General features: G+C 69.1%; 20 protein-coding genes. 13 read left to right on the forward strand and 7 right to left on the reverse strand.

Annotated features, from left to right (window positions below):
- The first annotated feature begins 364 nt into the window (after positions 1 to 364).
- Genes C1703_RS14585 through C1703_RS14600 form a run of 4 tightly spaced genes read left to right on the forward strand, consistent with a single transcriptional unit; the run spans position 365 to position 11,848 of the window.
- Positions 365 to 4,831, forward strand: a complete 4,467-nt coding sequence (locus C1703_RS14585; RefSeq protein WP_232840756.1) for a DEAD/DEAH box helicase — start codon at positions 365 to 367, stop codon at positions 4,829 to 4,831.
- Positions 4,828 to 6,732 carry a UvrD-helicase domain-containing protein gene (locus C1703_RS14590; protein WP_198678169.1) on the forward strand — a complete coding sequence of 635 codons (1,905 nt, stop codon included), beginning with the start codon at positions 4,828 to 4,830 and terminating at the stop codon, positions 6,730 to 6,732. Before C1703_RS14585 ends, C1703_RS14590 begins: the two co-directional genes overlap by 4 nt.
- Positions 6,729 to 9,989: a helicase-related protein gene (locus C1703_RS14595; RefSeq protein ID WP_114253014.1), complete on the forward strand. Its 3,261-nt coding sequence runs from the start codon at positions 6,729 to 6,731 to the stop codon at positions 9,987 to 9,989. The genes C1703_RS14590 and C1703_RS14595 overlap by 4 nt, the downstream gene beginning before the upstream one ends.
- Positions 9,986 to 11,848 carry a DUF1998 domain-containing protein gene (locus C1703_RS14600; protein WP_114253016.1) on the forward strand — a complete coding sequence of 621 codons (1,863 nt, stop codon included), beginning with the start codon at positions 9,986 to 9,988 and terminating at the stop codon, positions 11,846 to 11,848. The genes C1703_RS14595 and C1703_RS14600 overlap by 4 nt, the downstream gene beginning before the upstream one ends.
- Positions 11,849 to 11,922: 74 nt before the next feature.
- Here C1703_RS14600 and C1703_RS14605 read toward each other — a convergent pair whose 3' ends face one another.
- Positions 11,923 to 12,588, reverse strand: coding sequence for an ATP-binding protein (locus C1703_RS14605; protein ID WP_232840486.1), 666 nt, complete (start codon positions 12,586 to 12,588; stop codon positions 11,923 to 11,925).
- 198 nt (positions 12,589 to 12,786) lie between these two features.
- On the opposite strand from C1703_RS14605, the gene C1703_RS14610 reads away from it, so the two are divergent.
- The 4 genes from C1703_RS14610 (at position 12,787) to C1703_RS40300 (ending at position 14,999) form a co-directional block, all read left to right on the forward strand.
- The gene (locus C1703_RS14610) at positions 12,787 to 13,635 is read left to right on the forward strand and encodes a helix-turn-helix transcriptional regulator (RefSeq protein ID WP_198678170.1); all 849 of its coding nucleotides are present in this window, start codon (positions 12,787 to 12,789) and stop codon (positions 13,633 to 13,635) included.
- Between the two features lie 2 nt (positions 13,636 to 13,637).
- Positions 13,638 to 13,847: a DUF397 domain-containing protein gene (locus tag C1703_RS14615; RefSeq protein ID WP_198678171.1), complete on the forward strand. Its 210-nt coding sequence runs from the start codon at positions 13,638 to 13,640 to the stop codon at positions 13,845 to 13,847.
- Complete coding sequence (locus tag C1703_RS14620; protein ID WP_114257418.1) at positions 13,844 to 14,695, forward strand: hypothetical protein; 852 nt, start codon at positions 13,844 to 13,846, stop codon at positions 14,693 to 14,695. Before C1703_RS14615 ends, C1703_RS14620 begins: the two co-directional genes overlap by 4 nt.
- Before the next feature lie 88 nt (positions 14,696 to 14,783).
- Positions 14,784 to 14,999 carry a DUF6879 family protein gene (locus C1703_RS40300; protein ID WP_343236422.1) on the forward strand — a complete coding sequence of 72 codons (216 nt, stop codon included), beginning with the start codon at positions 14,784 to 14,786 and terminating at the stop codon, positions 14,997 to 14,999.
- 150 nt (positions 15,000 to 15,149) lie between these two features.
- Here C1703_RS40300 and C1703_RS14630 read toward each other — a convergent pair whose 3' ends face one another.
- Positions 15,150 to 15,530, reverse strand: a complete 381-nt coding sequence (locus tag C1703_RS14630; protein ID WP_114253024.1) for a MerR family transcriptional regulator — start codon at positions 15,528 to 15,530, stop codon at positions 15,150 to 15,152.
- Between the two features lie 59 nt (positions 15,531 to 15,589).
- Here C1703_RS14630 and C1703_RS14635 point away from each other — a divergent pair, with 59 nt between their 5' ends.
- The 4 genes from C1703_RS14635 to C1703_RS14650 all read left to right on the forward strand — a co-directional run bounded on the left by C1703_RS14635 (position 15,590) and on the right by C1703_RS14650 (position 18,455).
- A complete protein-coding gene (locus C1703_RS14635; protein WP_114253026.1) occupies positions 15,590 to 16,387 on the forward strand; it encodes an SDR family oxidoreductase in 798 nt (265 codons plus the stop codon).
- A 116-nt stretch (positions 16,388 to 16,503) separates the two neighbouring features.
- Positions 16,504 to 17,136: a haloacid dehalogenase-like hydrolase gene (locus C1703_RS14640; protein ID WP_114253028.1), complete on the forward strand. Its 633-nt coding sequence runs from the start codon at positions 16,504 to 16,506 to the stop codon at positions 17,134 to 17,136.
- A 73-nt stretch (positions 17,137 to 17,209) separates the two neighbouring features.
- Positions 17,210 to 17,296 (forward strand): hypothetical protein, encoded by an 87-nt coding sequence (locus tag C1703_RS40305; protein ID WP_343236423.1) that lies wholly within the window; start codon positions 17,210 to 17,212, stop codon positions 17,294 to 17,296.
- Between the two features lie 139 nt (positions 17,297 to 17,435).
- A complete protein-coding gene (locus C1703_RS14650) occupies positions 17,436 to 18,455 on the forward strand; it encodes a DMT family transporter (protein ID WP_232840487.1) in 1,020 nt (339 codons plus the stop codon).
- Positions 18,456 to 18,520: 65 nt separating this feature from the next.
- On the opposite strand, the gene C1703_RS14655 is transcribed toward C1703_RS14650, so the two are convergent.
- From C1703_RS14655 to C1703_RS14675, 5 genes are all read right to left on the reverse strand, one after another.
- Complete coding sequence (locus C1703_RS14655) at positions 18,521 to 18,997, reverse strand: MarR family transcriptional regulator (RefSeq protein WP_114253030.1); 477 nt, start codon at positions 18,995 to 18,997, stop codon at positions 18,521 to 18,523.
- Positions 18,998 to 19,083: 86 nt separating this feature from the next.
- Complete coding sequence (locus C1703_RS14660; RefSeq protein WP_114253032.1) at positions 19,084 to 19,917, reverse strand: alpha/beta hydrolase; 834 nt, start codon at positions 19,915 to 19,917, stop codon at positions 19,084 to 19,086.
- A gap of 52 nt (positions 19,918 to 19,969) precedes the next feature.
- On the reverse strand, positions 19,970 to 20,641 hold the full coding sequence (locus tag C1703_RS14665; protein WP_198678172.1) for an SMI1/KNR4 family protein: 672 nt from the start codon (positions 20,639 to 20,641) through the stop codon (positions 19,970 to 19,972).
- A gap of 126 nt (positions 20,642 to 20,767) precedes the next feature.
- The gene (locus tag C1703_RS14670; protein WP_114253034.1) at positions 20,768 to 21,289 is read right to left on the reverse strand and encodes a DUF2267 domain-containing protein; all 522 of its coding nucleotides are present in this window, start codon (positions 21,287 to 21,289) and stop codon (positions 20,768 to 20,770) included.
- A gap of 288 nt (positions 21,290 to 21,577) precedes the next feature.
- Positions 21,578 to 22,000 (reverse strand): Hsp20/alpha crystallin family protein, encoded by a 423-nt coding sequence (locus C1703_RS14675; protein WP_198678173.1) that lies wholly within the window; start codon positions 21,998 to 22,000, stop codon positions 21,578 to 21,580.
- Between the two features lie 224 nt (positions 22,001 to 22,224).
- Here C1703_RS14675 and C1703_RS14680 point away from each other — a divergent pair, with 224 nt between their 5' ends.
- Positions 22,225 to 22,527, forward strand: coding sequence for a hypothetical protein (locus C1703_RS14680; RefSeq protein WP_114253038.1), 303 nt, complete (start codon positions 22,225 to 22,227; stop codon positions 22,525 to 22,527).
- Positions 22,528 to 22,834 lie beyond the last annotated feature (307 nt).

Raw genomic sequence — 22,834 nt, forward strand, 5'->3', positions numbered from 1 at the left:
CGATGCCGGCGGCCGGCCCGTCACTCACGCTTTCGTCCGGACCTCGACACCTCAGGAGTGCAGAGCAGTGCCGTCTTCGTCCTCTCCGGTTATCCAAACCGTTCTCGAGCAGTCCTCCCGTGTTTTGCAGACGTACGCCGTGGACCCCGGCCTCGTCGCCGAGCACGCCAATGGTGAGCGCCGTGTCACTCAAGGAGGCTACGGCGACCGCCAGCTTTTTGAACTCGTACAGAACGCGGCCGACGAAATCGCTGAAGAGCCGGGCGGACAAGTACAAGTCGTCCTCACGGAAAGTCATTTGTACTGCGCAAACGAGGGAAGTCCGGTAACCCCGGAAGGCGCTGAAACAATTCTCCGGATGAGCATGTCGAAGAAGCGCGGCGGCCAGATCGGTCGATTCGGCGTCGGCGTGAAATCAGTCCTCGTGGTGACCGACGCACCGGAATTCTTCAGCCGCACCGGAAGTTTCGGATTCGACCGTGCCTGGTCGTACGAGCAGATCAAGGCAGTGCCCGGTGTAGCGGCGCGCTACGGCCAGGAGTTCCCCGCACCGGTCCTGCGTATGGCCCGCCCTCTCGACATGGAAGCCGAACGCGCTTCCGACTCCGTTCTGCACGAGCTGCTGACCTGGGCGACGACCGTCGTTCGCCTGCCCCTGCTCCCGAGGGCCGATGACCGGCTGGGCCGGGACATGCACGGCGGTCGCGCCAAGGACCACGGCGAGCCCCGCGAGGAGTTCCCGGTCGGCTTTCAGCTCTTCTCTCCGCACGTCGCGAAGGTAGTGCTGGAGGACCGCCGGCCCCGGCCTGTGGCCCGCCGCAAACTGACCGCTCAGCAGGCCGGTGATCTGCACACCGTGGTCGAAGAGCGGACCGGGAAGGCCGCTGCCACCGAACGGTGGCGGGTGTTCACCACCACCCATGAACCGGGCCAGGCAGCCCGCGCCGACGCCGGAGAGCTGCACGACCGGCTTTCGCTCGAACTTGCCTGGGGCGTGCCCGCACTGGAGTTGGATCCGGAGAGCGGCCTGCACGTCAGCCCGCGATCGCGCGGTCGCGGCAAGTTCTGGTCCTTCTTCCCGACCAAGTACGAGATGTCGCTCAGCGGCATCCTCAACGGGGCCTGGAAGACGAACGAGGACCGGCAGAACCTGCTCGACTCCTCCCCGTTCAACCAGGAGATGATCAGGGTGTCGGCGCAGCTGGTCGTCGATTCTCTCCCCGCCCTTGCCCCCGCCGATGACCCCGCCGCCTACCTCCCGCTGCTGCCCGGCCGTGTGAAGGAGGCGATCAGCTGGGCCGACGAGTTCCTGACTCGGGAGATCTGGGACCGCGCTGCGGACAGTCCGTCGCTGCCCGACCAGGACGGCGTCCTGCGCGTCCCGACCGAGCTGCGGGTCCACCCTCGGCTCGACAGGGATCCGAAGAAGCTGTCCGGTTGGCTCCGGATGTGGCACGAGTGCCCCGGGCGCCCCTCGAACTGGCTGCACCCGAGCGTCGAGGCGGACTCCCTGCGCTCCGGAAAGGTCGAGCACATTCTCGCCGCGGCGGGGCACGGGCGGACCGATGTCCGCGAGTGGCTGGAGGCATTGGTCGAGAGCGGCACCGCCGAGGCGTCGGCCGTAGCCATTCGCATCCTCGCGGACATGATCGAGGTTCGCTCCCCGTATGCCGATGAGGCGCGCAAGGCACGCATCGTACTGACCGACGAGCACGGTCTCGTCGCCCCCGTACATGGCAAGGTGTTCCGCCGCGCCGATCAGGGTGGGCTGCGCGAGTCCCTGGTGTACGTGGTCGACCGACTCGCGCAGGACCCGTCGCTGATGCACGCGCTCAATGTCCTGGGCATTCGGGAGGCCGATGTCGAGGGTCGGTTCTTCAGCGTTCTCGACCAGGGCTTCGACCACTACAGCGAATCGGACTGGCAGCGGTTCTGGGAGTTGTTTCGGCAGGCCGGGGCCCGTCGCGTGGCCCACAAGGTCCTGGAGCGGGTGCCCACGCCGCGCTCGACGCTCCGTGTTCGGACTGCCGACGGGCGGTTCCGACCGGTCGAGAACTGCATGCTGCCGGGTGTCGTGGTCGACGCGAAGCGCGACTCGAGCGTCGCCGTCGACATGGTGTTCCACTCCGACGACATCCCCTTCTTCTCTCAGGTCGGCCTGCAGGAGCGACCGTCCGGGGGGGTGCAGCCCAAGTCGGACGAGGCCTGGTTCGAGGAGTACCGCGCAGCCGTCCACGCCGCCTACCTGCGAAGCCTGGACACCCGCGCCCCCCGCCCCGCACTGAGCCGCATGAAGGTCGAGGGTGCCGCGATCGGTGGCCCGCTGCACCTCTTCCGTGCGCTCTCCGAGGAGTCCCGCGCTGCCTTCTTGAAGGTGCTGCCCGACGACGCCGTGGTGGACAACTGGACGCGCCAGATGGGCGCGCAGACCAGCACCCGGCAGGCGGTGGCCTCGCCGATCCGGTGGATGCTGATGAAGTACGGCACGGTCGCCACCTCGCAGGGGATCAGGCCGCTGAAGGAGGCCGTCGGCCCCCAGCTCGCCGCCTACCGCGACGTGTTGCCCGTCGCCGACATCTCCCCCGAGAAGGCCCGCAAGCTGCGGCTCCCGACCACCGTCGACGAGGTTCCCGCGGACCGCTGGGACGCACTCCTCGACGAGGTGTCCCGCAGCGAGGACGACTCCTTCGTCGGCGCCACCTACGTGATGCTGACCCGGTTCGGCGCGGACTTCCCCGAGGACTCCCTGACCCGTTGCCGGATCGGCGACACCTGGGGCACCCGTCCCGACGACGAGATCACCCTCGCCGTCGGGGCCGCCGAGTACCGGGCCCTCCGCGCCGAGCAGCTCCCGGCGCTGCTCGTACCGACCGCCGAGGACGCCGAATTGATGGTCGAGAAGTGGGGCATGCTCCGCTATGCCGACGTGATCAGCCGGGAGACCCGCGAAGTGCCGGAGGGCGACCCCGTACCGCTGGTCGAGCTGTTCCCCGCCCTGCGGCAGCGCCTGAACAGCGGGAACCGGAACAGCATGGTGCAACGCTGCACCGAGCTGGAGGAGGTCACCCGCACGCCCAACGGCACGCACGCCTCTCCCCTGGACGCCGTGCGCCAGGACGGCACCGTCAAGGTCCGCGTGCCTGTGGAGCCCGAGCCGATGCTGCGGCTGATCGACCGCGAGTTCGGCCTCGGCCTCGGGGCGGCCGGCTGCCGCGCGGTGCTGGAGCACCAGGACCGCATGGCCCGGGACAGCGAGCTGAAGGCGGCGCAGAAGGCGGTGCGCGAGGCCGGGGACGTAGTGGCCAAGATCGAGCTGCTGATCGGTGCGGACGCGCTCCGGGCCGGCCTGCCCGAGGGGCTCATGGAGGCCGAGCTGCAGGCGACCGACGGCGTGGAGCCGTCAGGGCACCGGATCGCGCAGATGGCCTTCAACGCGCACGGTGACGGCGTGCTCCAGCAGCACGCCCGGGACATCCAGGCGCGTTTTCCCAACGCGCCGGTCGGTTACACGGGCTCGTCGGCCGCCATCGCCTTCGTCTCGGAACTCAAGCTGCCTGTCGCGTTCGCCGGCTCGAGGACTCCGTCCCCGCCTGCGTTCGAGACGGTCGATGGCCCTCGGGACTTCCCGAGCCTCCACGAGTACCAGGAGGATCTGGTCCGGAACATCTCCACCATGCTCGACCGGCTGGCTCCGCAGCGCGGCATGCTGTCTCTGCCTACCGGGGCAGGGAAGACCCGGGTCACCGCCGAGGCCGTCATCCGCTGGGTCAAGCGGCTCGGTGACCTGAAGGGTCCGCTGCTGTGGATCGCGCAGACCGAGGAGTTGTGCGAACAGGCGGTCCAGAGCTGGAAGTTCGTGTGGAGCAAGGTCGGCGCGGAACGCCCGCTCACCATCAGCCGGCTGTGGAGCAGCAACGAGGTCGGTGACGTCGTCGACCACCCCCACCTGGTGGTGGCCACCGATGCCAAGCTGGAGCGGTGCCTGGGCACCGACCAATACGCCTGGCTGCGGCAGGCCGCACTGGTGATCGTCGACGAGGCGCACACCGCGATCTCCAAGCGGTACACCGACATCCTGGGACAGTTGGGACTCACCCAGTACGAGACCGGCCGCCATCTGCTCGGCCTGACGGCGACCCCGTTCCGCAACACCAACGAGGAGGAGACCCGTCGGCTGGTCAACCGCTTCGGCAACCGACGTCTCGACGAGGGAGTCTTCCCTTCCGGGGACCCATACCGTGACCTGCAGGACTGGGGCATGCTCGCCCAGGTCGAGCATCGCACGCTGCAGGGCGGCAAGATCGAGCTGACCCGGGACGAGAAGACCCACGCCGACCGCATGGCGATGCTCTCTCGCTCCGCCGAACAGCGGCTCGCCGACGACCACGGGCGCAGCCGTCGCATCGTCGACGAGGTGGCCGCTCTGCCGGACGACTGGCCGACGCTGCTCTTCGCCACCTCCGTGGACCACGCGAAGTACCTGGCGGCCATGCTCAACGACCGCGGTATCCGATCCGCCGCTGTCGACTCGACCACCAGCGCCCAGGACCGCCGCTCCCGTATCGAGAATTTCCGAAACGGCCGCATTCGTGTGCTCACCAACTACGGTGTCCTCACCCAGGGCTTCGACGCGCCGGCCACCCGTGCCGTCGTCGTGGCCAGGCCGGTCTACAGCACGAACGTGTACCAGCAGATGATCGGTCGTGGCCTGCGCGGCCCTCGGAACGGTGGCAAGGACAGCTGCCTGATCCTCAATGTCAGCGACAACATCGAGAATTTCGACACCCAGCTCGCCTTCACTCAGTTCGAGCACCTCTGGAGCCGTTCGTGACCGACGCCTACCTCGACAGTCCTCCGCTCACCGAGGAGCAGCGGGCCGTTGTGGAGCAGCCTTGGGACGCCCGTGTCCTGGTGACCGCCGGCGCGGGGGCCGGCAAGACCCACACGTTGGTGCGCCGCCTCGACGCGCTGTGCGGGCACGAGGACCCCGAGGAGGCGCTGGAGGCCTCCGAGATTCTGGTGCTCACCTTCTCCCGGGCGGCGGCTCGGGAACTGCGGGAGCGGATCGCCCGGTACGGTGAGCGCGCTCACCGGGTGCGGGCGCAGACCTTCGACGCGTGGGCGTACGGCGTGCTGCGGCAGGCGTACCCGGACAACGACTGGAGTGCGGCCTCCTTCCTGGAGAGGATCGCGGCCGCTGCCCGTGCGATCGAGAAGGGAGCGCTGGAGGCCGGTGATGCCGTGCCCCCCGCGCACGTGGTCATCGACGAGGTGCAGGATCTGCTGGGCGATCGACGGGACCTCGTGGAGGCGCTGCTCGATCGCTACCAGGAGAGCTGCGGCTTCACAGTGGTCGGTGACGCCGCGCAGTCCGTCTACGGCTTCCAGATCACGGACCTCACCGAACGCGCCGACGAGACCGGCCGGTTCTTCGACTGGTTGCGCGCCTCGTACCCGGACGACTTGGTCGAACTCCGCCTCACCAAGAACTTCCGAGCGTCCACCCCGGAGGCGCGGATCGCCCTGGCACACGGGCAGCGCCTCCAGAACCTCACGGATGCCGACGAGGCCGCGGCCCTCTATGAAGAAATGCGCGAGCTGCTCCTCGATCCGGCGAACAGCATGGGAGCGCTCTCCGATCCGTTCACCCTCGACGGACTTCGCGAGTTCCCCGACACCTGCGCGGTTCTCGCCCGTGACAACCGGCAAGCTCTCATCGTCTCGGAGCTGCTCCACGAGCACGGCGTGGAGCATCGGCTGAGGCGCCCGTTGGAGGAGCGCCCGGTCCCGTACTGGGTGGCCGAGCTGTTGCGCCGCACCGAGTCCGCCACGCTCTCCGAGGACCGGTTCCGGTCGTTGCTCTCGGAGATACCTCTGCAGTACGAGCCGGACCGGCAAGCGGTGTGGGCCGTGCTGCGCCGGGCCGCGCGGGGTCCGGGGCGAGGGATCCTCGACCTGGAACGGCTGCGCGGCCTGGTTGCCGAGGGTCGTTTCCCGGACGAGCTGACCGATCCGGAGCCGGCACGCGTCGTGGTCTCCACCGTGCACCGTGCCAAGGGTCTGGAGTTCGACCGGGTGATCGTCCTCGCCCCGCTGTCCGTCACGGAGTTGCAGCACCAGTTCAAGGAGGAGCTGGATCTGCCGGCCGAGGCCCGCGCCCTGTATGTGGCCCTGACGCGTGCCCGTCATGACCTCTATCACGTGAACCGCCCCGAGCTGCCGATCTTCAAGCGGGCGGGTGGCAGGAAGAACGGCCGTAGGTACCTGGGCGGTTGGAAGTCGTACGACCGGTACGGGATCGTCGGTGAGTCCGGCGACGTGTGCGCGGACAACCCTCCCGGCCACGAGGCCGACGCCGTGGCTACCCAGGCCTACCTTCTGAAGCACGTCTCCCCTGGCCAGGAGGTCGTGCTGCGCAGACGCCACGACCTGCCTCTCGGCGAGTGGCAGAGCCCTCCGTACGCCCTGCTGCACAACGGGTGGGAGATCGGCGAAGCCTCGGAGCGGTTCCGGCAGGAGCTGTTCCAGGTGCAGAAGGTGAATCGCACATGGGACCCCTGGTGGCCCGACGAGATCCACGGGCTGCGGGTGGACACCCTGGAGTCCGTCGCGGGCAGCACTGCTGCAAGCGCCAACGCCGGGCTCGGTGACCGGGGAGTCTGGATCGCTCCCCGGATCACCGGAATCGGCAGGTACCGACGGGCGGACGACGACGAGGAGCAGCGCGCATGAGCGACACGGAGAACCGGTACGCCGAGCACTACCGAGTCCGAGACGAGGAGCTGCTGGTCGGCCTCCGCCGCGAACTCCTCGGCCCAGGCCCGGACGCCGCCAGGGAGGACCGTGACGAAGTCCTGACCCGGGACGCCCCGATCGACCGCTACCTGACCGGTGTCCTCTACCCGAGGTCGGCGGACGACGAAGCCGAGCAGAGAATGCTCGAGGACGAGGCCGAGCACGACGGCCTGGACGTAACCCCCCTGCGTACCCGCGACAACGTGGAGGAGTCGGGGACCGCGCAGGAGGTCGGCGCCGCCGGGTCCCGTCGGCCCTCCTCCATGGGGCTCACCTTCGCGATCGACCCGGCAATAAGCGATTCGGTCGTGGTCAGTGCCCGGGCCGCCGTCTATCGGCCCACGGACGCGGACGGCAACCCCGTCCCAGCCCGCAGGGCCGAGGCTCGTACCACCTCCGACCAGCAGGAGCACTGGCGGCGTGAGGAACTCGCGCTGCCCGACACCATGGTGAACGTGACAACGCCTGCCCCCGACCTGAGGTTCACGTTGGCCGATGGAGTCGCGCTCCGGGTCAACGTACGGCGCCCCGACGCGACGCTGGGAACGGTGACCGTCACGGTGACCCTGGTCAACACGCACACGGTCGGCGAGCGAGAACTGCAGGACGCGTTCTCCCTGTTCCAGTGCGGGCTCGTCGTCCGTGCGGCCGATGGGTCCAGCGCCTTCGTCGAGCGTCCCGCCCCCGATGTCGCGCACGATCCCGAGGTCGCCGTCAGCCGCCTGCTGCACCGCCACGCCCCGACCTTCGCCGTCGGACACGGCTGCGCCGCGGAATGGGACTGGACGGCGCCGCCGATCGGTGTGACGGACTCCTCCGGGCCGGCCGGTGTGTCCGAGGTGCGGAGCGAGTTCGTGCCGAGCGTGGAGGTGCTGCTCACCGACTCCAATCCGGAGATCGACAGCTCTGCCCTGTCCATGCTCGGCCTGGCGGAGCAACCGGACACGGAGGTCATCGGTGCCCTGGAAGCGCTCGCCGGGGGCTACGAGCGGTGGATCGACCGCAAGCAGGCCGAAGCCGACGCCCTGATCGGCGGTGTGTACGAGAAGGCCGCCCGCGACCAGGTCGACGCCTGCCGTGAGGCCCTGCGCCGGATCTGCGAGGGCATCGACCTCTTGCGTACCAAGCCCGACCTCATGCGGGCCTTCCGGCTCGCCAACCGGGCGATGGCCGACCAGCGGGCACGCGGCGCCTGGGTGAAGAGCGGCCGCACCGGCTCCCCCGAACCTGCCAAGGGCCGTTGGCGCCCGTTCCAGATCGCCTTCGTCCTGCTCTGCCTGGCCGGCATCGACGATCCCGAGCACCGCGACCGCGAGGTTTCCGACCTCCTGTGGTTCCCGACCGGTGGTGGCAAGACGGAGGCGTACCTCGGCCTGATCGCCCTCACCTCCTTCCTGCGCCGGATCCGGCTAGGTGTGAACGGTGGCGGCGTCACCGTCCTGATGCGGTACACGCTGCGCCTCCTGACCCTCCAGCAGTTCGAGCGTGCCACGATCTTGCTCTGTGCCATGGAGCGGATGCGGCGTGGCAATCTGACGGAGCTGGGTTCCGAACCGTTCTCCCTCGGGATGTGGGTCGGTGAATCGGCCACCCCGAACAAGCTGAAGGATGCGAACGACCAGCTGGCAGAGCTCCACAAGGATCTCGACAAGCGTCTGGCGACCAAGAACCCGGTCCAGCTGCACGCCTGCCCCTGGTGCGGGACCCGCCTGGACGCCCGCGCCTACGAGGTCGACGAGGACGCCAAGCGCATGCACGTCCGCTGTCCCGGCGCAGGCTGCGAGTTCAATGACGGTCTGCCCGTCCATCTGATCGACGAGGCGGTGTACGACGCCCGGCCGACGCTGGTCATCGCCACTGTCGACAAGTTCGCGTCGATGCCGTGGCGTCCGGCCACCGCCGCCCTCTTCAATCGGGACGACCCGAACGACCGCACGCCACCGCCCGAGTTGATCGTCCAGGACGAACTCCACCTCATCTCCGGCCCTTTGGGTACGCTCACCGGTCTCTACGAGACCGCCGTCGACGAACTCGCCGGGCGTCCCAAGGTGATCGCCTCGACGGCGACCATCCGGCGCGCCGCCGACCAGGGCCGCAGTCTCTTCGACCGCGAGGTCCGCCAGTTCCCGCCCGCCGGCCTCGACTCCCGGGACTCCTGGTTCGCCGTGGAGACCGCGCGCGAGAAGAAGGCAAGCCGACGTTATGTGGGTCTCCTCGCCCCGGGCACCAGCCAGTCCACCTTGCTCATCCGCACGTACGCGACTCTGCTGCATCGGGCGAAGCAGGCGAAGACTCCGGACGAGGTGCGGGACGCCTACTGGAGCCTGGTCGGCTACTTCAACAGTCTCCGGTTGCTGTCCGCGGCGGAGCTCCAGGTCCACGACGACGTGGTGGCGTATCTGGAACTGCTCGCCGCGCGCGAGGAGACCACCGTGCGTTCCGTCGCCCACTATTCGGAGCTGACAAGTCGCATCGACGCCAGCGAGATCCCGGCCCGCCTCAAAGGCATCGAGCGGGCGTTCCCCGACCCCGATGTCGTGGACGTCCTCCTGGCCACGAACATGATCGCGGTCGGCGTCGACGTGGACCGACTCGGCCTGATGGCCGTGATGGGCCAACCACAAACCACCGCCGAGTACATCCAGGCCACCAGCCGGGTCGGGCGCGCCCACCCCGGCCTGGTCGCCGTGATGCTCAACGCCACCCGCTCACGCGACCGCTCCCATTACGAGAACTTCCTGCACTTCCACTCCGCTCTGTACCGCGAGGTCGAGTCGACGTCCGTCACCCCCTTCTCCGCCCGCGCCCGCGAGCGCGGACTGCACGCGGTTGTCGTCGCGCTGACCCGGATCATGCTCCCCGAAGCTCGACCCAACGAGGCTGCGGGCATGGTGGAGTCGTACGAGCACCGCATCAGGGAAGAGATCAAGCCCGTCCTCCTCGACCGCGTTCGCGCGGTCACCCCCGAGGAGGCCGACGCCGTCTCCCGTGCGTTCGACGAATTCCTCGACTGGTGGCGCGACGAGGCCGACATCCACAACGGCCTGCTCTTCGAACCGAGGAAGGGCAGGTACACCCCTTCCCTTCTGCAGCCGTACGACGATGAAGCCGAGAACGCCGAGGCCTGGCCCACTCTGTGGAGCCTGCGCGACGTCGATGCCGAGTCCGCCCTGTTCATGGAGGCCACCCGATGACCCCTCCCCCCGCGCGCCGTCGCCGTTCCGGCGCCAATGGCGCGGCGCCCGCCCACAACCTGCCGCGGCGCGGCGCGGTCCGTCGCGCTCAGGCGATCACCACCTACGGTGTCGGCTCGCTCATCGCCGTCGACCACGAGTCGTTCGTCATCTCGGGCCTGGACGGGGCCGACGAGCATTGGCGCCTGGACGAGGCACCGCGCATCCACGAACGGCGACTCGCTCGAATCCTGAACGTCGAGCACTTCCGGCTGCCGCCCGCGTCCGACGAGCACAGCAAGGACGGCATCCGGGTCCGCCGCTTCCCGCTCATGCATTCCTGTCCCGAGTGCAACGAGTTGCGCCGCCATCGTGATTTCAACCCACCGCCCGGCAGAAGCGTCTGCGGCACCTGTGAGGCGGACCTGGTCCCTTCCCGCTTCGTGATCGCCTGCGAAGCCGGCCACCTCGACGAGTTCCCGTACTGGCACTGGGTCCACCGTGCCACAGGGCGCGGCGCCACCACGGCCGGCCAGTGCGGCGGCACGCTCAGGCTGCGCACCTCCGGCCGCAGTTCCTCGCTCCGCTCGATCCTCGTGTCGTGCAGCTGCGGGGTGCCCGAGGTGTCGATGGAGGGTTCCTTCCGCAGGAGCGCTCTCAAGGACCTCGGTCTGCGCTGCCGGGGCACCCGACCGTGGCTCGGCACCTCCGTCCCGGCGGAGTCCTGCAGTCACACCCCACGAACCCTCCAGCGTGGTTCCTCCGCCGTCTGGCAGCCTGTACTGAAGTCCGCGCTGTCCATCCCGCCGTGGAGTGACGGTCGCGCGGACCCGCTTGCTCCGTACTGGAGCCGACTGCGCGAGCTGAGCGACCGGTCGGATGTCGAGATGTGTCTCAAGGTCCTGTTCGGGGACGAGTGCCCTGTCTCTGTCGACGAGGTGATGGAACTTCTCGCCGCCGAACAGGAGGAAGACACCACCGGGGACGAAGAGCGAAGCTTCGACCACCATTACCGTGCCTTGCGCAACAAGGAGTACGAACGTCTACGTGCCGGCAACGACGAGCGCGAGCGTTCACGTGACGAGCAGTTCATCTGCGAGACCCCGCTCGGTGACCCGACCGCCCTCGACGACATCGGGGTCACCGGCCCGATGCTGGTCAAGAAGCTCCGCGAGGTCCGCGCGCTCAAGGCGTTCACCCGGCTGGCCGATCCCGACTCGGCTTCCGAGACCAACGAGGCAGTGCTTTCCTCGATGCCCCTGAACTGGCTGCCGGCCATGGAGGTTCGGGGTGAGGGCGTCTTCCTCCGGCTCGCCGAGGACCGTCTCGACGACTGGGAGAACATCACCGCCGTGGCCAGGCGCGCCAAGCGCATCCGCACCGCACACCGCCGGATGATGGAGCAGAGAGCCTCCGACCCGACCAAGGTCCAACCCTCGCCCGCCACACCCCGCATGGTGCTGCTGCACACCCTGGCCCACGTGCTGATCAATGAGTGGAGTCTGGACGCCGGCTACCCGGCCGCCGCCCTCCGTGAACGCCTCTACGCCGACGAGGAAATGGCGGGCCTGCTCGTCTATACCGCCACGAGCGACTCTGCGGGCAGCCTCGGCGGCCTGGTCGCCCAGGGCGAGCCCGAGCGGCTGGCGGGCACGATCCGGTCCGCGATCCGCCGGGCCTCTTGGTGCTCCGCCGACCCCCTGTGCATCGAGTCCGAGGCCTCAGGCACTGGCGGCACGAACCTGGCCGCCTGCCACGCCTGCGTGATGCTCCCCGAGACGAGCTGCGAGCACAACAACGTCCTGCTCGACCGTGCGCTGCTCGTCGGAACACCGGAGGATCCCGACCTGGGCTTCTTCGCGAACATACTGGGCCACTAGGAAGCGGTCGAGCGTGTGGCACGGACACAGATCGGCGGCCTGGCGCCGCTGACCGCCGCCACGTCGGTCTGGCTTCACGACCCATGACGCAGGGCCACCCGCTCGGCCTCGAAGCGCATCTGTGCTCGGTCGAGCATGTCGTCCGCGTCGCGGCCGTGGGCTTGCAGCCAGTGGAGGAAGTCGGTGATCGCCGCGATCACCGCTTCCTCCGCGACGGCCGAGGTCACCCTCCCTGCATCGGCGCTGCACGGGGGCTGCACAGCGGCGGCGTAGAGACTGAGCAGCGCCTCGGCTCTGGCCACACTTGGAGCCTCTACATGACCGTTGGGTGTGGTGAGCTTTGTGGCCAGCTCGCACCACGTGACCTTGTGGTCCGGACGTAGCAGGACGCCCCAGCGATCGGCGACGGCATCCACGAGCGCCATCCCTCTGCCCTGCTCCGATTCCGTGCCCGCGTCACGGAGGACGGGCAGGGCGCGAGTGTCGGGGTCATGCACCTCGATCCGCAGGTGGGTGCCCTTCATCGCGACGGCCAGCGTTGCAGGGGTGCCAGGTCCGACGTGCGTGATGACGTTGGACGCCAGCTCGCTGACACACAGTTGGGCTTTGTCGGTCACGTCATGCAATCCCCAGACGCCCAAGTGCAGTCCCATGATCCGACGCAGGGCGGCCACTTCCGCGGGTTCGGCCGTGAAGGCGATCTCCCATGGCTTGCGCGGCATGCAGGCTTCCTGACTCACATGGGCCCCTCTCATCGCAGTCGACACCGCACCGGATGCGCAACGTCACGAAGAATCACGGTGAGTTGCGTCCGAGACCAGAGTGCGGCGGACACATCCCTTCATGCAATGTGCAGAGAGGGATTCCCACTTCTGAGTGATTGGCAAGCACACCCCTTGGCGCGAGACTGAACACCCGTTATTCGAAGAAGGGTTGAGATGGCCGGATCACCCACGGCACGCCGTCGGCGCCTCTCGATCGAGCTGAAGAAGCTCCGAGAGCACAGCGCCCTCACCTGCGCCCAGGTCGGTGCGGCTCTGGACTGGAGCGGCTCCAAGGTCAACCGGATGGAGACGGGGAGCGGACGCGTCCAGCCGTCGGACATTGATGCCCTGTGCCGCTTCTACGGCACGAGCGATGAACTGCGCGAGTTCCTCAAGTCGCTGGCCCGACAGGCAAAGGTGCGTGGTTGGTGGCAGGTCCATGGCGCCGGCGTTCCCGAGTGGTTCAACATCTACATCGGCCTGGAGCAGGACGCCTCCACCTTCCGCCAGTACCAGTGCGAGGTCGTACCCGGCCTCATGCAGACGGAGGCATACGCGTCCGAGCTGCACAAGACCGGGGCGCACATGTCCGACGAGGACATCGCGAAGGCAGTGCGTGTGCGCATGGAGCGCCAAGCCATGCTGAAGCAGCCGGACGCCCCGGATGCCTGGTTCATCGTGAACGAGGGTGCTCTGCGCCACGTCATCGGTGATCAGGGCCTGATGCGAGAGCAGTTGGAACGGGTCCTGGCGACCGCGGATCTACCGAGTGTGACCCTGCAGGTGCTGCCCTTCGACTCAGGGACCTATCCGACCACCGGTTCGTTCACCATGCTGGGCTTCCCGGCCCCCGAAGACCCGGACGTCGTGTACCGGGACGGCATCACCGATGCCGTGTACTTGGAGGGCGAGCATCATGTGCGTGAGTACACCAGGGCGTTCGACGGCCTGCGGGCCGCAGCCTTGAGTCCTCAGCGCTCGGCCCTGTTGATCGAGTCGATTGTGAAGGATTACGCACGGTGATAATGCAGAAGTCCATCGGCAGCAGCCGGCTGGTGTGGTTCTCGTCGTCCTACAGCAACGGCGCGGGGGGTGAGTGCGTCGAGTGTGCGCTCACCGCTGACGGCGCTCTTGTCCGGGACTCCAAGAACGCGGAGGCACAGGTGATCCCAATCGGCGGCGAAGCTTGGCGCTCCTTCGTGCAGACCCTGCAGAGCGGAGGCGTGACGCGCTGAGCCGCTCGGTCTCCACAGGTCATGGTTTTGATCTGCGGTTCCAGCCGGTTGACCAGGTTCTCGACCACGTCGGACACTCCTTGCGTGTGCGCTTGCTCCCGGACACGGTGGTGCGCAAGCGTCGAACTGTCGGCGCCAGGACGGACCGTGACACCTGGGTGCGGATCGAGCGGCGCTTGCTCGACAAGATCCCTGATCAGGGCTGGAACGGCACCGAATGCGCCGCGCGTCTGGAGGGTGTCGCTCGGCCCGCATGGCGCAGGTGCGTCGTCTGGCGGGATGCGGAGGCGGCGTGGCGGGCCGACGAGACTGATTTGCTGCCGGCTGCTCCCGTCGGTACCGCCGTGTTGAGTGCGGCACCGGAGCTTCCGGACGACTGGTGGAACGCGCTGAACGCCTCGTTGGACGCCCTGGCGGTTCAGCACACCAGGCGTGTGGCCACACCGGACACCGTCACCATCACTCAGGCCCTCGTCACCGAGTCCGTCCGCAGTGTCTTCTCCGCCGACTTCGATACGGCAGTCGAGCGGTGGGTACCGGCCCATGCGGACCTGAACTGGGCGAACATGACCGCGCCGGTCTTCAGCCTTTTCGATTGGGAGGACTGGGGCAACGCACCGCTCGGGCTGGACTCGGCCTCCCTGTGGGCCAGTTCCCTCGCCGTCCCGGCCCTGGCCGAACGCGTACGGCACGAACGCCGGTCCGACCTCGAGAGTCGGGACGGCAAGTTGATGACCTTGTACGTCTGCTCGAAGATCCTCGGGCGGTACGGGCACCCGGACGACCCACGGCGGGAGCCCGCACGGCGCACGGCCGAGCAGGTCATAGAGGGGCTTCGGCCGGGCTGACGGTTCGAGCCCTCTCCGACACCGCGCGGAACCTTGAGATCAACCACCCCACTACAGGAATATCGAGGAAGAGGCGGTTCGCCGGTTCCTGGCCTGTGAGCCAGTCACGCGCGGAGCGACACAGCCCTGGTTCGACCGGGTCAAGGCGTACACAGCAAGTGGCCGCAGCGTTGGGCGCGTGCATATCGTCACCCAGCCCCTCTCTGACTACCTCCGCTTCGAGTTCGAGCACTACCGCCACAACGTCGAAGCCGGGAAGGCCGTCCGCATCCTCGAACGTGACCGGCCGGACGAACCCTCTTGAGGGCGTTCAGGACTTCTGGACGTTCGATGGTTCCCAAGTCGTGCTCATGCACCACGAGGCGGACGGAACTCAGATCAGCCGGGAAGTAGGGGCGACCGGTGAGACGGTGTCGGCGAGGTAGTGGGCGCGTCCGCTGCGGGGCTCGTGTCTCTATCCGTCGCAGCCGGTGCGGACGGTGGCCGGTTCTCCTGCGTGGATGATCGAGCCGAGCATGGTGTGGGCGGCTTGGAGTTGTTCGATGGAGCGGCTCAGGCGGTCGCGTTCGCGCTTGAGGTCCTGGGCCATTTCCTCGCAGGTCGGCGCCAGGATGGCTCCCTCGTCGACCATGCAGGGCAGCATCTCCCGGATCAGGTCGGTGTTCAGTCCGGCCGCCAGCAGGATCCGGATCCGGCGCACGGTGGCCACATCGGATTCGTCGAACTCGCGGTAGCCGCTGGCCCGCCGCTGCGGTCGCAACAGCCCTTGCTGCTCGTAGTACCGCAGGCTCCTGGTGCTGATCCCGGTGCGACTCGACAGCTCGCCGATGAACATGTGACCCCCGACACAGAGCTTTGACTCTGCCATCAATGTCAATGTTTAGCGTAGCCGCCATGGCAACGAACCAGAGCACCCAGCAAGCTCGAACCATCGATCCGAAGTCCCTGGCGGGCAAGAAGGCCGTCGTCACCGGCGGCACCCTCGGCATGGGCCGGGCCATCGTCCAGGCCTTAACCGACCGTGGCGCCGAGGTGATGTACACCGGACGCAGCGACGAGCGACTCGCCGAGGCCCAGGCGGCGCTCGACACCCCACTGGCCCACCCGGTGCGCTCCGACGTCACTGACGCCGTCGCCATCGCGGCGCTCGGCGATCAGGTCGCCGAACGCCTCGGTGGCATCGACTACCTGTTCGTCAACCAGGGCATCGCCGAGTTCCAGACGCTCGAAAAGGTCACCGAGGAATCGTGGGACCGCATCTTCGACGTCAACGCCAAGGGCGCCTTCTTCACCGTGCAGCGGCTGGCGCCACTGGTGTCCGAGGGCGGCTCGATCGTGTTCACCACCGTCTCGAACGACCGGATTTTCCCCGGTCTGAGCGCCTACTCCGGGGCGAAGGAGGCCGTCGCCGCGTTCGCCAAGGTGCTCGCCGCCGAGTTGCTCCCCCGCAAGATCCGCGTCAACGCGATCGCCCCCGGGTTCATCCTCACCCCCACCATGGGCGTCGCCGAACTGACCGAGGAGCAGCGCGCCGAGTTCATCGAACAGGGCAACGCCTCTACTCCGATGGGCCGGGGAGGCACCGTGGAGGAGATCGCCGCCGCCGCGCTGTACCTCGCCGTCGAGGCCACGTTCACCACCGGCGTGGAGCTGCCCGTGGACGGCGGGTTCGGCCAAGGCCTCGGCGAGTGACAGACCCAGCCCCGCACGCCGCCCCGGAGCGACTCCGCGTCTTCAGCCGAATGGAGCGCGTGTCTCCGCCGCGGTGACATTCTGGGGCCGTGTTCTCATCCGGTCATGTGGGTGCCGTGTTCTTCGATGTCGACGGCACGCTTGTCCCTGGCGCGAGTTCAGGGGTTTTTCTGGCGGGCCTCCTCGGCCATAGGGAAGAACTGGCCAGGGCCGAGGACGCCTACGCCTCCGGTGCCCTGGACAATCGGCAGGTCTCCGAGCTGGATGCCGCGGGGTGGGCGGGGACGGCCGAGCGACGGGTTTCCGGTTGGCTCGACGGGCTTCCCCTGGTCGCGGGCATCGCGGAGACCGTGGTCTGGTGTCGGCGGAACGGGTTGGTGCCCGTGCTGGCCACCCTCGCCTGGACGCCGATCGGCGGGTACCTGGCGGACCGGTTCGGTTTCCACGCGTTCAGCGGGCCCGAGCTGGAGATCGCCGACGGGCGGTTCACGGGCCGGGTCGCCCGCCATTTCGACGAGCACGACAAGCGCGATCTCGCCCTTGCGCAGGCCCGGGAGCTGGGGTTGGCGCCCCACTCGTGCGGTGCTGTCGGGGACAGCCGATCTGACCTGCCGCTGTTCGCGTCCGTCGGGTTGAGTGTGGCGTTCAATGCCTCGGCCGGGGCGCGGGCGCCGGCGACGATCGCGGTGGACGGCGATGATCTGCGCAACGTGATTCCCCAACTGAGTCGCCTGGTCACAGCCGCTTAAACGGCCGACGGCGGCATCGACGACTACGCTGTCCGAGCCCGGCGGTCTGCTGCTGGGCGACGATCGCCGCACGTTGTGCTCGGTGGCGCCGGTGCGCCCGGTGGACGCCGAGCCGCCCGCCCACCGCGACGTGCTGGTGATCGCGTACACCGCGCGCTGAATGCCCGTGGCCCGGACATCGTCGTCCACAGCCGCCTTCCCCTCCCTGGACGTCCGTCGACGTCCAGACGTCCGTAGGCGTCCGTGGACGTCCGTGTACGTCCGTGGACGCGTGTGCCCAGCCCCGTAGAGGAGTCCCCATGACCGCGACCGCGGCCCGCGCCGGCCGGCTGATCGATCTTCCCGTGCTGCTGGTCGCGGTGGTCTGGGGCTCCAGCTACCTCGCCGCCAAGGGCGTCACCACGGCGCAGACCGTGCTGGCGGTGCTGGTGCTGCGGTTCGCCGTGGTGCTGCCGGTGCTGGTGGTCGCGGGGTGGCGGCGGCTGCGGGCGCTGAGTGCCGCCCAGGTGCGGGGCGCGGGCCTGTTGGGGCTGATCCTCGCCGGGATCTTCCTGCTGGAGACGTACGGCGTGGTGCACACCTCCGCGACGAACGCGGGGCTGATCATCAGCCTCACCATGGTGTTCACGCCGCTCGCGGAGAGCCGGGTGCGCGGGACGCGGCTGCCGGGCTCCTTCATGGCGGCGGCCGGGCTGTCGGTGCTGGGGGTGGCGTTGCTGACGCAGGGCGCCGGGTTCAGTGCCCCGTCCGGGGGCGACCTGCTGATGCTGGGGGCCGCCGTCGTCCGTACCGTGCACGTGCTCGCCATGGCGCGCATGGAGTCGGTGCGCGGCGCGGACGCGCTGTCGCTGACGACCGTGCAGCTGGGCGGTGCGGTGGTGGTGTTCGCCGTGCTGTCGGCGGTGCCGGGGACCGGGGCGTCGCCGTGGGCGGCCGCGGCGGACTTCGGGGCCGGGGACTGGGCGGGGCTGCTGTACCTGTCGGTGTTCTGCACACTTTTCGCGTTCTTCGTGCAGATGTGGGCGGTTCGCCGTACCTCTCCGTCGCGGGTGAGCCTGCTGCTCGGTACGGAGCCGGTGTGGGCCGCGGCCGTCGGCATCGCCGTGACCGGGGACCGGCCGGGCTGGCTGGGCCTGGTCGGCGCGGTGCTGGTCCTCGTGGGCACGGCTTGGGGGCGTACGGCGGCGGACCGGGGGCGTGCGGCGGCGGACCGGGGGCGCGGGGAGCGGGGTCCGGTGACCGCTCCGGGCGCGCTGTCCCCGCGCGGCAAGGCGGCCGAGCAGCCGCCGGCACACGACAGGGCGGCCGAGCCCGCCTGACCCTCAGGGCATCCGCACGGCTGCCCGCGGTGTGCCCGGGCTGCTGAGGCGGGTGCCCGATGAGGCTAGTCGGGCAGGTTCCCGTTGCCCCCGAGGTTGGCCACGATCCGGCGCAGGACGTTGATCGTGGTGACGAAGTCGGCCGTGTCGATGCCCTCGTGCGTCTGCCGGTGGACAGGCAGGTTGCGGTCCCTGGCCCGGATGCGGCCGGCCTCGCCCTCCTCGGTCAGGGTCATGCCGCCGGTCTCGTCCTCGATCAGCCAGCCGCGGGCCACCAGGTCGTCGTAGACGGCCTCGAAGTCGGTGTCGAGGTCGTCGTACGGGGTCAGGCGTTCGGTCAGGGTCGCGCGGGTCCACCGTCCGGGGGCGCCCGCCGCGTGGTTGAGGGTCCACCAGTGGGGCTGGGTCAGGCCCTCCACTGCCAGCTGGGCGCGGAGGGCTCCGACCACCCTGAGGTAGGCCTGCCCGGTCCATGCGCCGATGGGCTGGGCTGCGAGTTCCTCGTGGGGGTATTCCTTCAGGTCCTCGGCGTGTGTGGTCATGTGTGCCTCGCCCCGTTCGTGTCGTGGTCGCTCGGACACGAGGAACGTAGGACCTCGAGTTTGATTGAGGTCAAGCGACGGTGGGCTCACGCCAGGAAGGTTCTGATCGCCTCGTGGAGGCGGTGCGGCTGATCCAGGTGGACGTCGTGGCCGGCGTCCGGGATGCGGGTGTGGCTGGTGGTCGGGCGCCGGGTGAGCATCGTGGCCGGTTCGTCGGGGCGCATCGTGCCGTGTTCGCCCTGGACGAGGAGGGTCGGGCAGGTGATGCGGGTCCACTCGGGCCAGTAGGCGGTGGTGGCCAGTTCGGCGACGGTGGCGACGATCGTGGTGCGGTCGAAGGCCGGACGCCAGCCGTCCTCTCGTTTTTCGAGGGTCTTCGTCCATGCCTCGTGACCCAGGAATGCCTTCGCCTCTTCGAGGGACGTGAAGGGGGTGGGCCAGCTGTCCAGCCAGGTCGCGATCTGTGCGGGGAGGTCCGGGGCCGGGCCGCCGGGGCCCGCTTCGACCAGGACCAGGGACTCGACGAGGTGGGGGTGGGACGCGGCCAGCAGCATCGCCGTGTGACCGCCCAGGGACTGGCCCACCAGGGTGACGGGGGCCAGGGCCAGTTCCTCGATCAGGGTGACGGCGTCCTGGACGTGGGCCGCTCGGGTCGTGGTGCGCGGGACGCGGGTGCTGGCGCCGTGGCCACGGGCGTCGTACGTCACCACGCGGTGGCCGTCGGCGGCCAGGCGGGCGGCGACCCCGTCCCACTCGCCCTGGTGGCCTGCCAGGCCGTGCAGGAGGAGGAACGTGGCAACACATTCCGAGAGTTCCGGGGGCTCCGTGGCGGGGCGGTGGTCTCGGTGGGCGATGTGCGTGCCGTCCGGGGTGGTGAGGGCTCCGGATGACGTGCTGCGGGTGCCGCGGACGGTGGTCATGTAGCCCCCTGGGCTTAGGGCCTGTCTCTTCGGGTGAAGCTGCTGCCGTCCGTCAGTCGAACATGCCCGCGAAGGGGTTCGGTTCGCCGGTCATCGGGTCCAAGCCCGCGTGGAACCGGCGTTCCTGCTCTGCGTGATGGACGAAGGTGCCCACTCGTCCCCACAACGAGAGGTCGCTCAGGGGGCACTCGTCGAATTCAGCGGTCATGAGGCGCCGGAGAAACTCGGCCATACCGCAGTCGAAAAGCGCCCATTGGGGATCGTCGTGTCTCCTCCACACGATCACCGGCCATAGGTCCGGGTTCGGACCGGCCATCAGCCAGCCCAGTTCGTTTGCGTTGCATCCGCTGCCCCAGGGCAGGACTCGGTCAGCACCCAGTTCAACCCCGGGCACTCCGCCCTCCGCGGTGCACAGCTCGCGGAACCCCGCCATGTGACCGGCGATCGATGCCTGCCAGCCGTTCCCGGTCGGGAGGGGTGGCAGGACGATCAAGTCATCGATGCAACCACCGCCGTAAACGGCCATGAAGTCGCGATAGTCGCAGGGGAGTGAAGTGCCCAGGCGGGCTTCGACCGCCGCCCAGTCCACTTGCTCGTCTGTACCCCATTCGCTGGACAAGATCCCGCGCAGCGCCTCTACGTCGGTTCGACCCTCCACTTGCCCTCCTGGTTGCTCGCGCAGGCGCACGATATCCGGGCGCACCAGAAGAGCGTCCAGCGGCATCAGCGTCCAGCCCGTTCGAGGATGGCCGCAAGGCGCGCTCTGCCCCCGCGCGGCGGTCACCGTCGGGCTGTCGCGGTGACCATCGCGCGGGTTGCCGTCGCGGTGTCGCGGGGCCGGGTCAGGCGCCTACGATGCCGGGCTCAAGTCCGCGCGGCCGAACAGCAGGGCGTACCCCGCCGGGAGTTGGGTGAGGATGCGGGTCACCAGGTCGTCGCCGATCAGGCGCGGCAGGACGCTCAGGACCGAGCTGACGTCCCAGCGGGCCGTGGCGGGGGTGGCTCCCTCGATGCGGGCCGCGACCGATTCGACGAACTCCGCGGCGGTGAGCCGGCGCGTCACCGGGATCTGGCCGGCGACCACTCTGGCGGCCTCCTCGGGCAGGGCGCGGGCGAGGTCGACCCGTTCGTCGCCGATCACATGGCCGCCGAGGGCTGACAGGACGATACGGGTGACCCGCTCCGCCTCCGACCTGGTCGTGTACTGGCCCGACTCCCGTACCGCCTCGACCAGTTCGGTCCAGGCGTCGTCGTCGCCGTGGGGGCGGGGGTGGTGCGGCGGGGCGGGGATCAGGGTCGTCGGGGACGGGGGCGTGAGGGCCCTCGTCGCAGGGGACACGGTCGTCACACTGGGCACCGTCGTCGCGCTCATGTGCGGGTCTTCCTCCGGATCCTGTCCTGCCCCGTGCCGCCGGGCTCCGACGCCGGCGGCGCGGGGTGGGGTGAGGTGGGGTGCTGGGCTGTCCCGGGGGTGGGACGTCCTCGGGGCAGCCCGCTGGGTGCGTGGGTAGGGGGCGGTCGCGGTCAGCCGGTGTCAGCCGCTGACCTGCATGCGCCAGCCGCTGACGCGCCGGTGTCAGCCGCTGACCTGCATGCGCCAGCCGCTGACCTGCGTGCGCCAGCCGCTGATCTGCGTGCGCCAGCCGCTGACCTGCGTGCGTCAGCCGCTGATCTGCTTGCGGCTGTCGCCGCCCGTGATCTGGATGCGGCGCGGCTTGGCCTGCTCGGCCACCGGGATGCGCAGGGTCAGGACGCCCGCCTCGTACGAGGCGTCGATGCGTTCCGTGTCCAGCGTGTCGCCGAGGAAGAGCTGGCGCGTGAACGTGCCGGTGGGGCGCTCGGCGACCAGCATCTCCGCGTCCCCCGGGGCGGGGGACTTGCGCTCCGCTCGCACGTTCAGGACGTTGCGCTCGACATCCAGCTCGATCGACTCGGGGTCGATGCCGGGGAGGTCGAAGTGGACGAGGAAGTCGTCCCCGGAACGGTAGGCGTCCATCGCCATCGCCGACGGGCGGGTGGCGGGGCCGAAGACCTGCTGGGTGAGTCGGTCGAGTTCACGGAAGGGGTCCGTGCGCATGAGCATCACTGGTCACTCCTCTCTTCAGGCGCTGCCTGTGCGATGCCCTTACGTTCTGCGTCTTCTTATATAGCTCGGAGGAGGAAACTTGACAACCCTCGACTCATGTCCGAGGGCGGATCTTGAGGGCGCCAGCGGGCTGCCCCGGCGCGGGACGCCGTCACCTGGGGCGTTAACCTCGGGCCTCGCGAGCAAGCGAGGGCACACGAGGCAGGACGCAGGAGGCAGATATGGCGAGGGTTCCCAGCGCGGTGGTCGCCGCGAGCGGTCTCGTGGGCGGGTACGGCGTGGCCCGCTGGAGCGGGAAGCGGCAGCTCGGCGGGGTCGTGCTCGCCGTCGCCGGGGCGGCGGCCGTGCGGCAGTGGCGGCAGCAGGCCGGCGGGGTGGCCGCGGGGGCGTTGTCGGCCGCGTACGTCGCCGCGTTCGCCGGGTCTCATCCGCTGGCGAAGAAGGTCGGGGCGTGGCCTGCCGTGTTCGGGGTGGCCGGGGCCGTGGGGCTGGCGTCGTGGGTGGTGGCGGACCGGCGCGGCTGAGGAGCGGAGGGCCGTTTCCTGCCGCGCGGCGAAGGGTCGTTTCGTACGGCGCGGCGGGCGGCCGGTCACCAGGGGCGTACCGGCCGGCCGCCCCCCCAGCCAGTGCAGCGAGCCGCACAGCAAAGAACCCGGCCCTGTAACCCAGGGCCGGGTTCTTGTTTGGAGCGCCGGGCAGGCCTTGCACCTGCATCTCCCCACAGGAAGTGGGGCGTCTTTCCTTGGACCACCAACGCACTGTCCGCCTGCCGGAGTTCCGGCGACCGGATGCAGATCAACTATAACCCAGTTTTTGTTATCGCCTTGACCA

The organism is Streptomyces sp. Go-475 (assembly GCF_003330845.1).
Classification (GTDB): Bacteria; Actinomycetota; Actinomycetes; order Streptomycetales; family Streptomycetaceae; genus Streptomyces.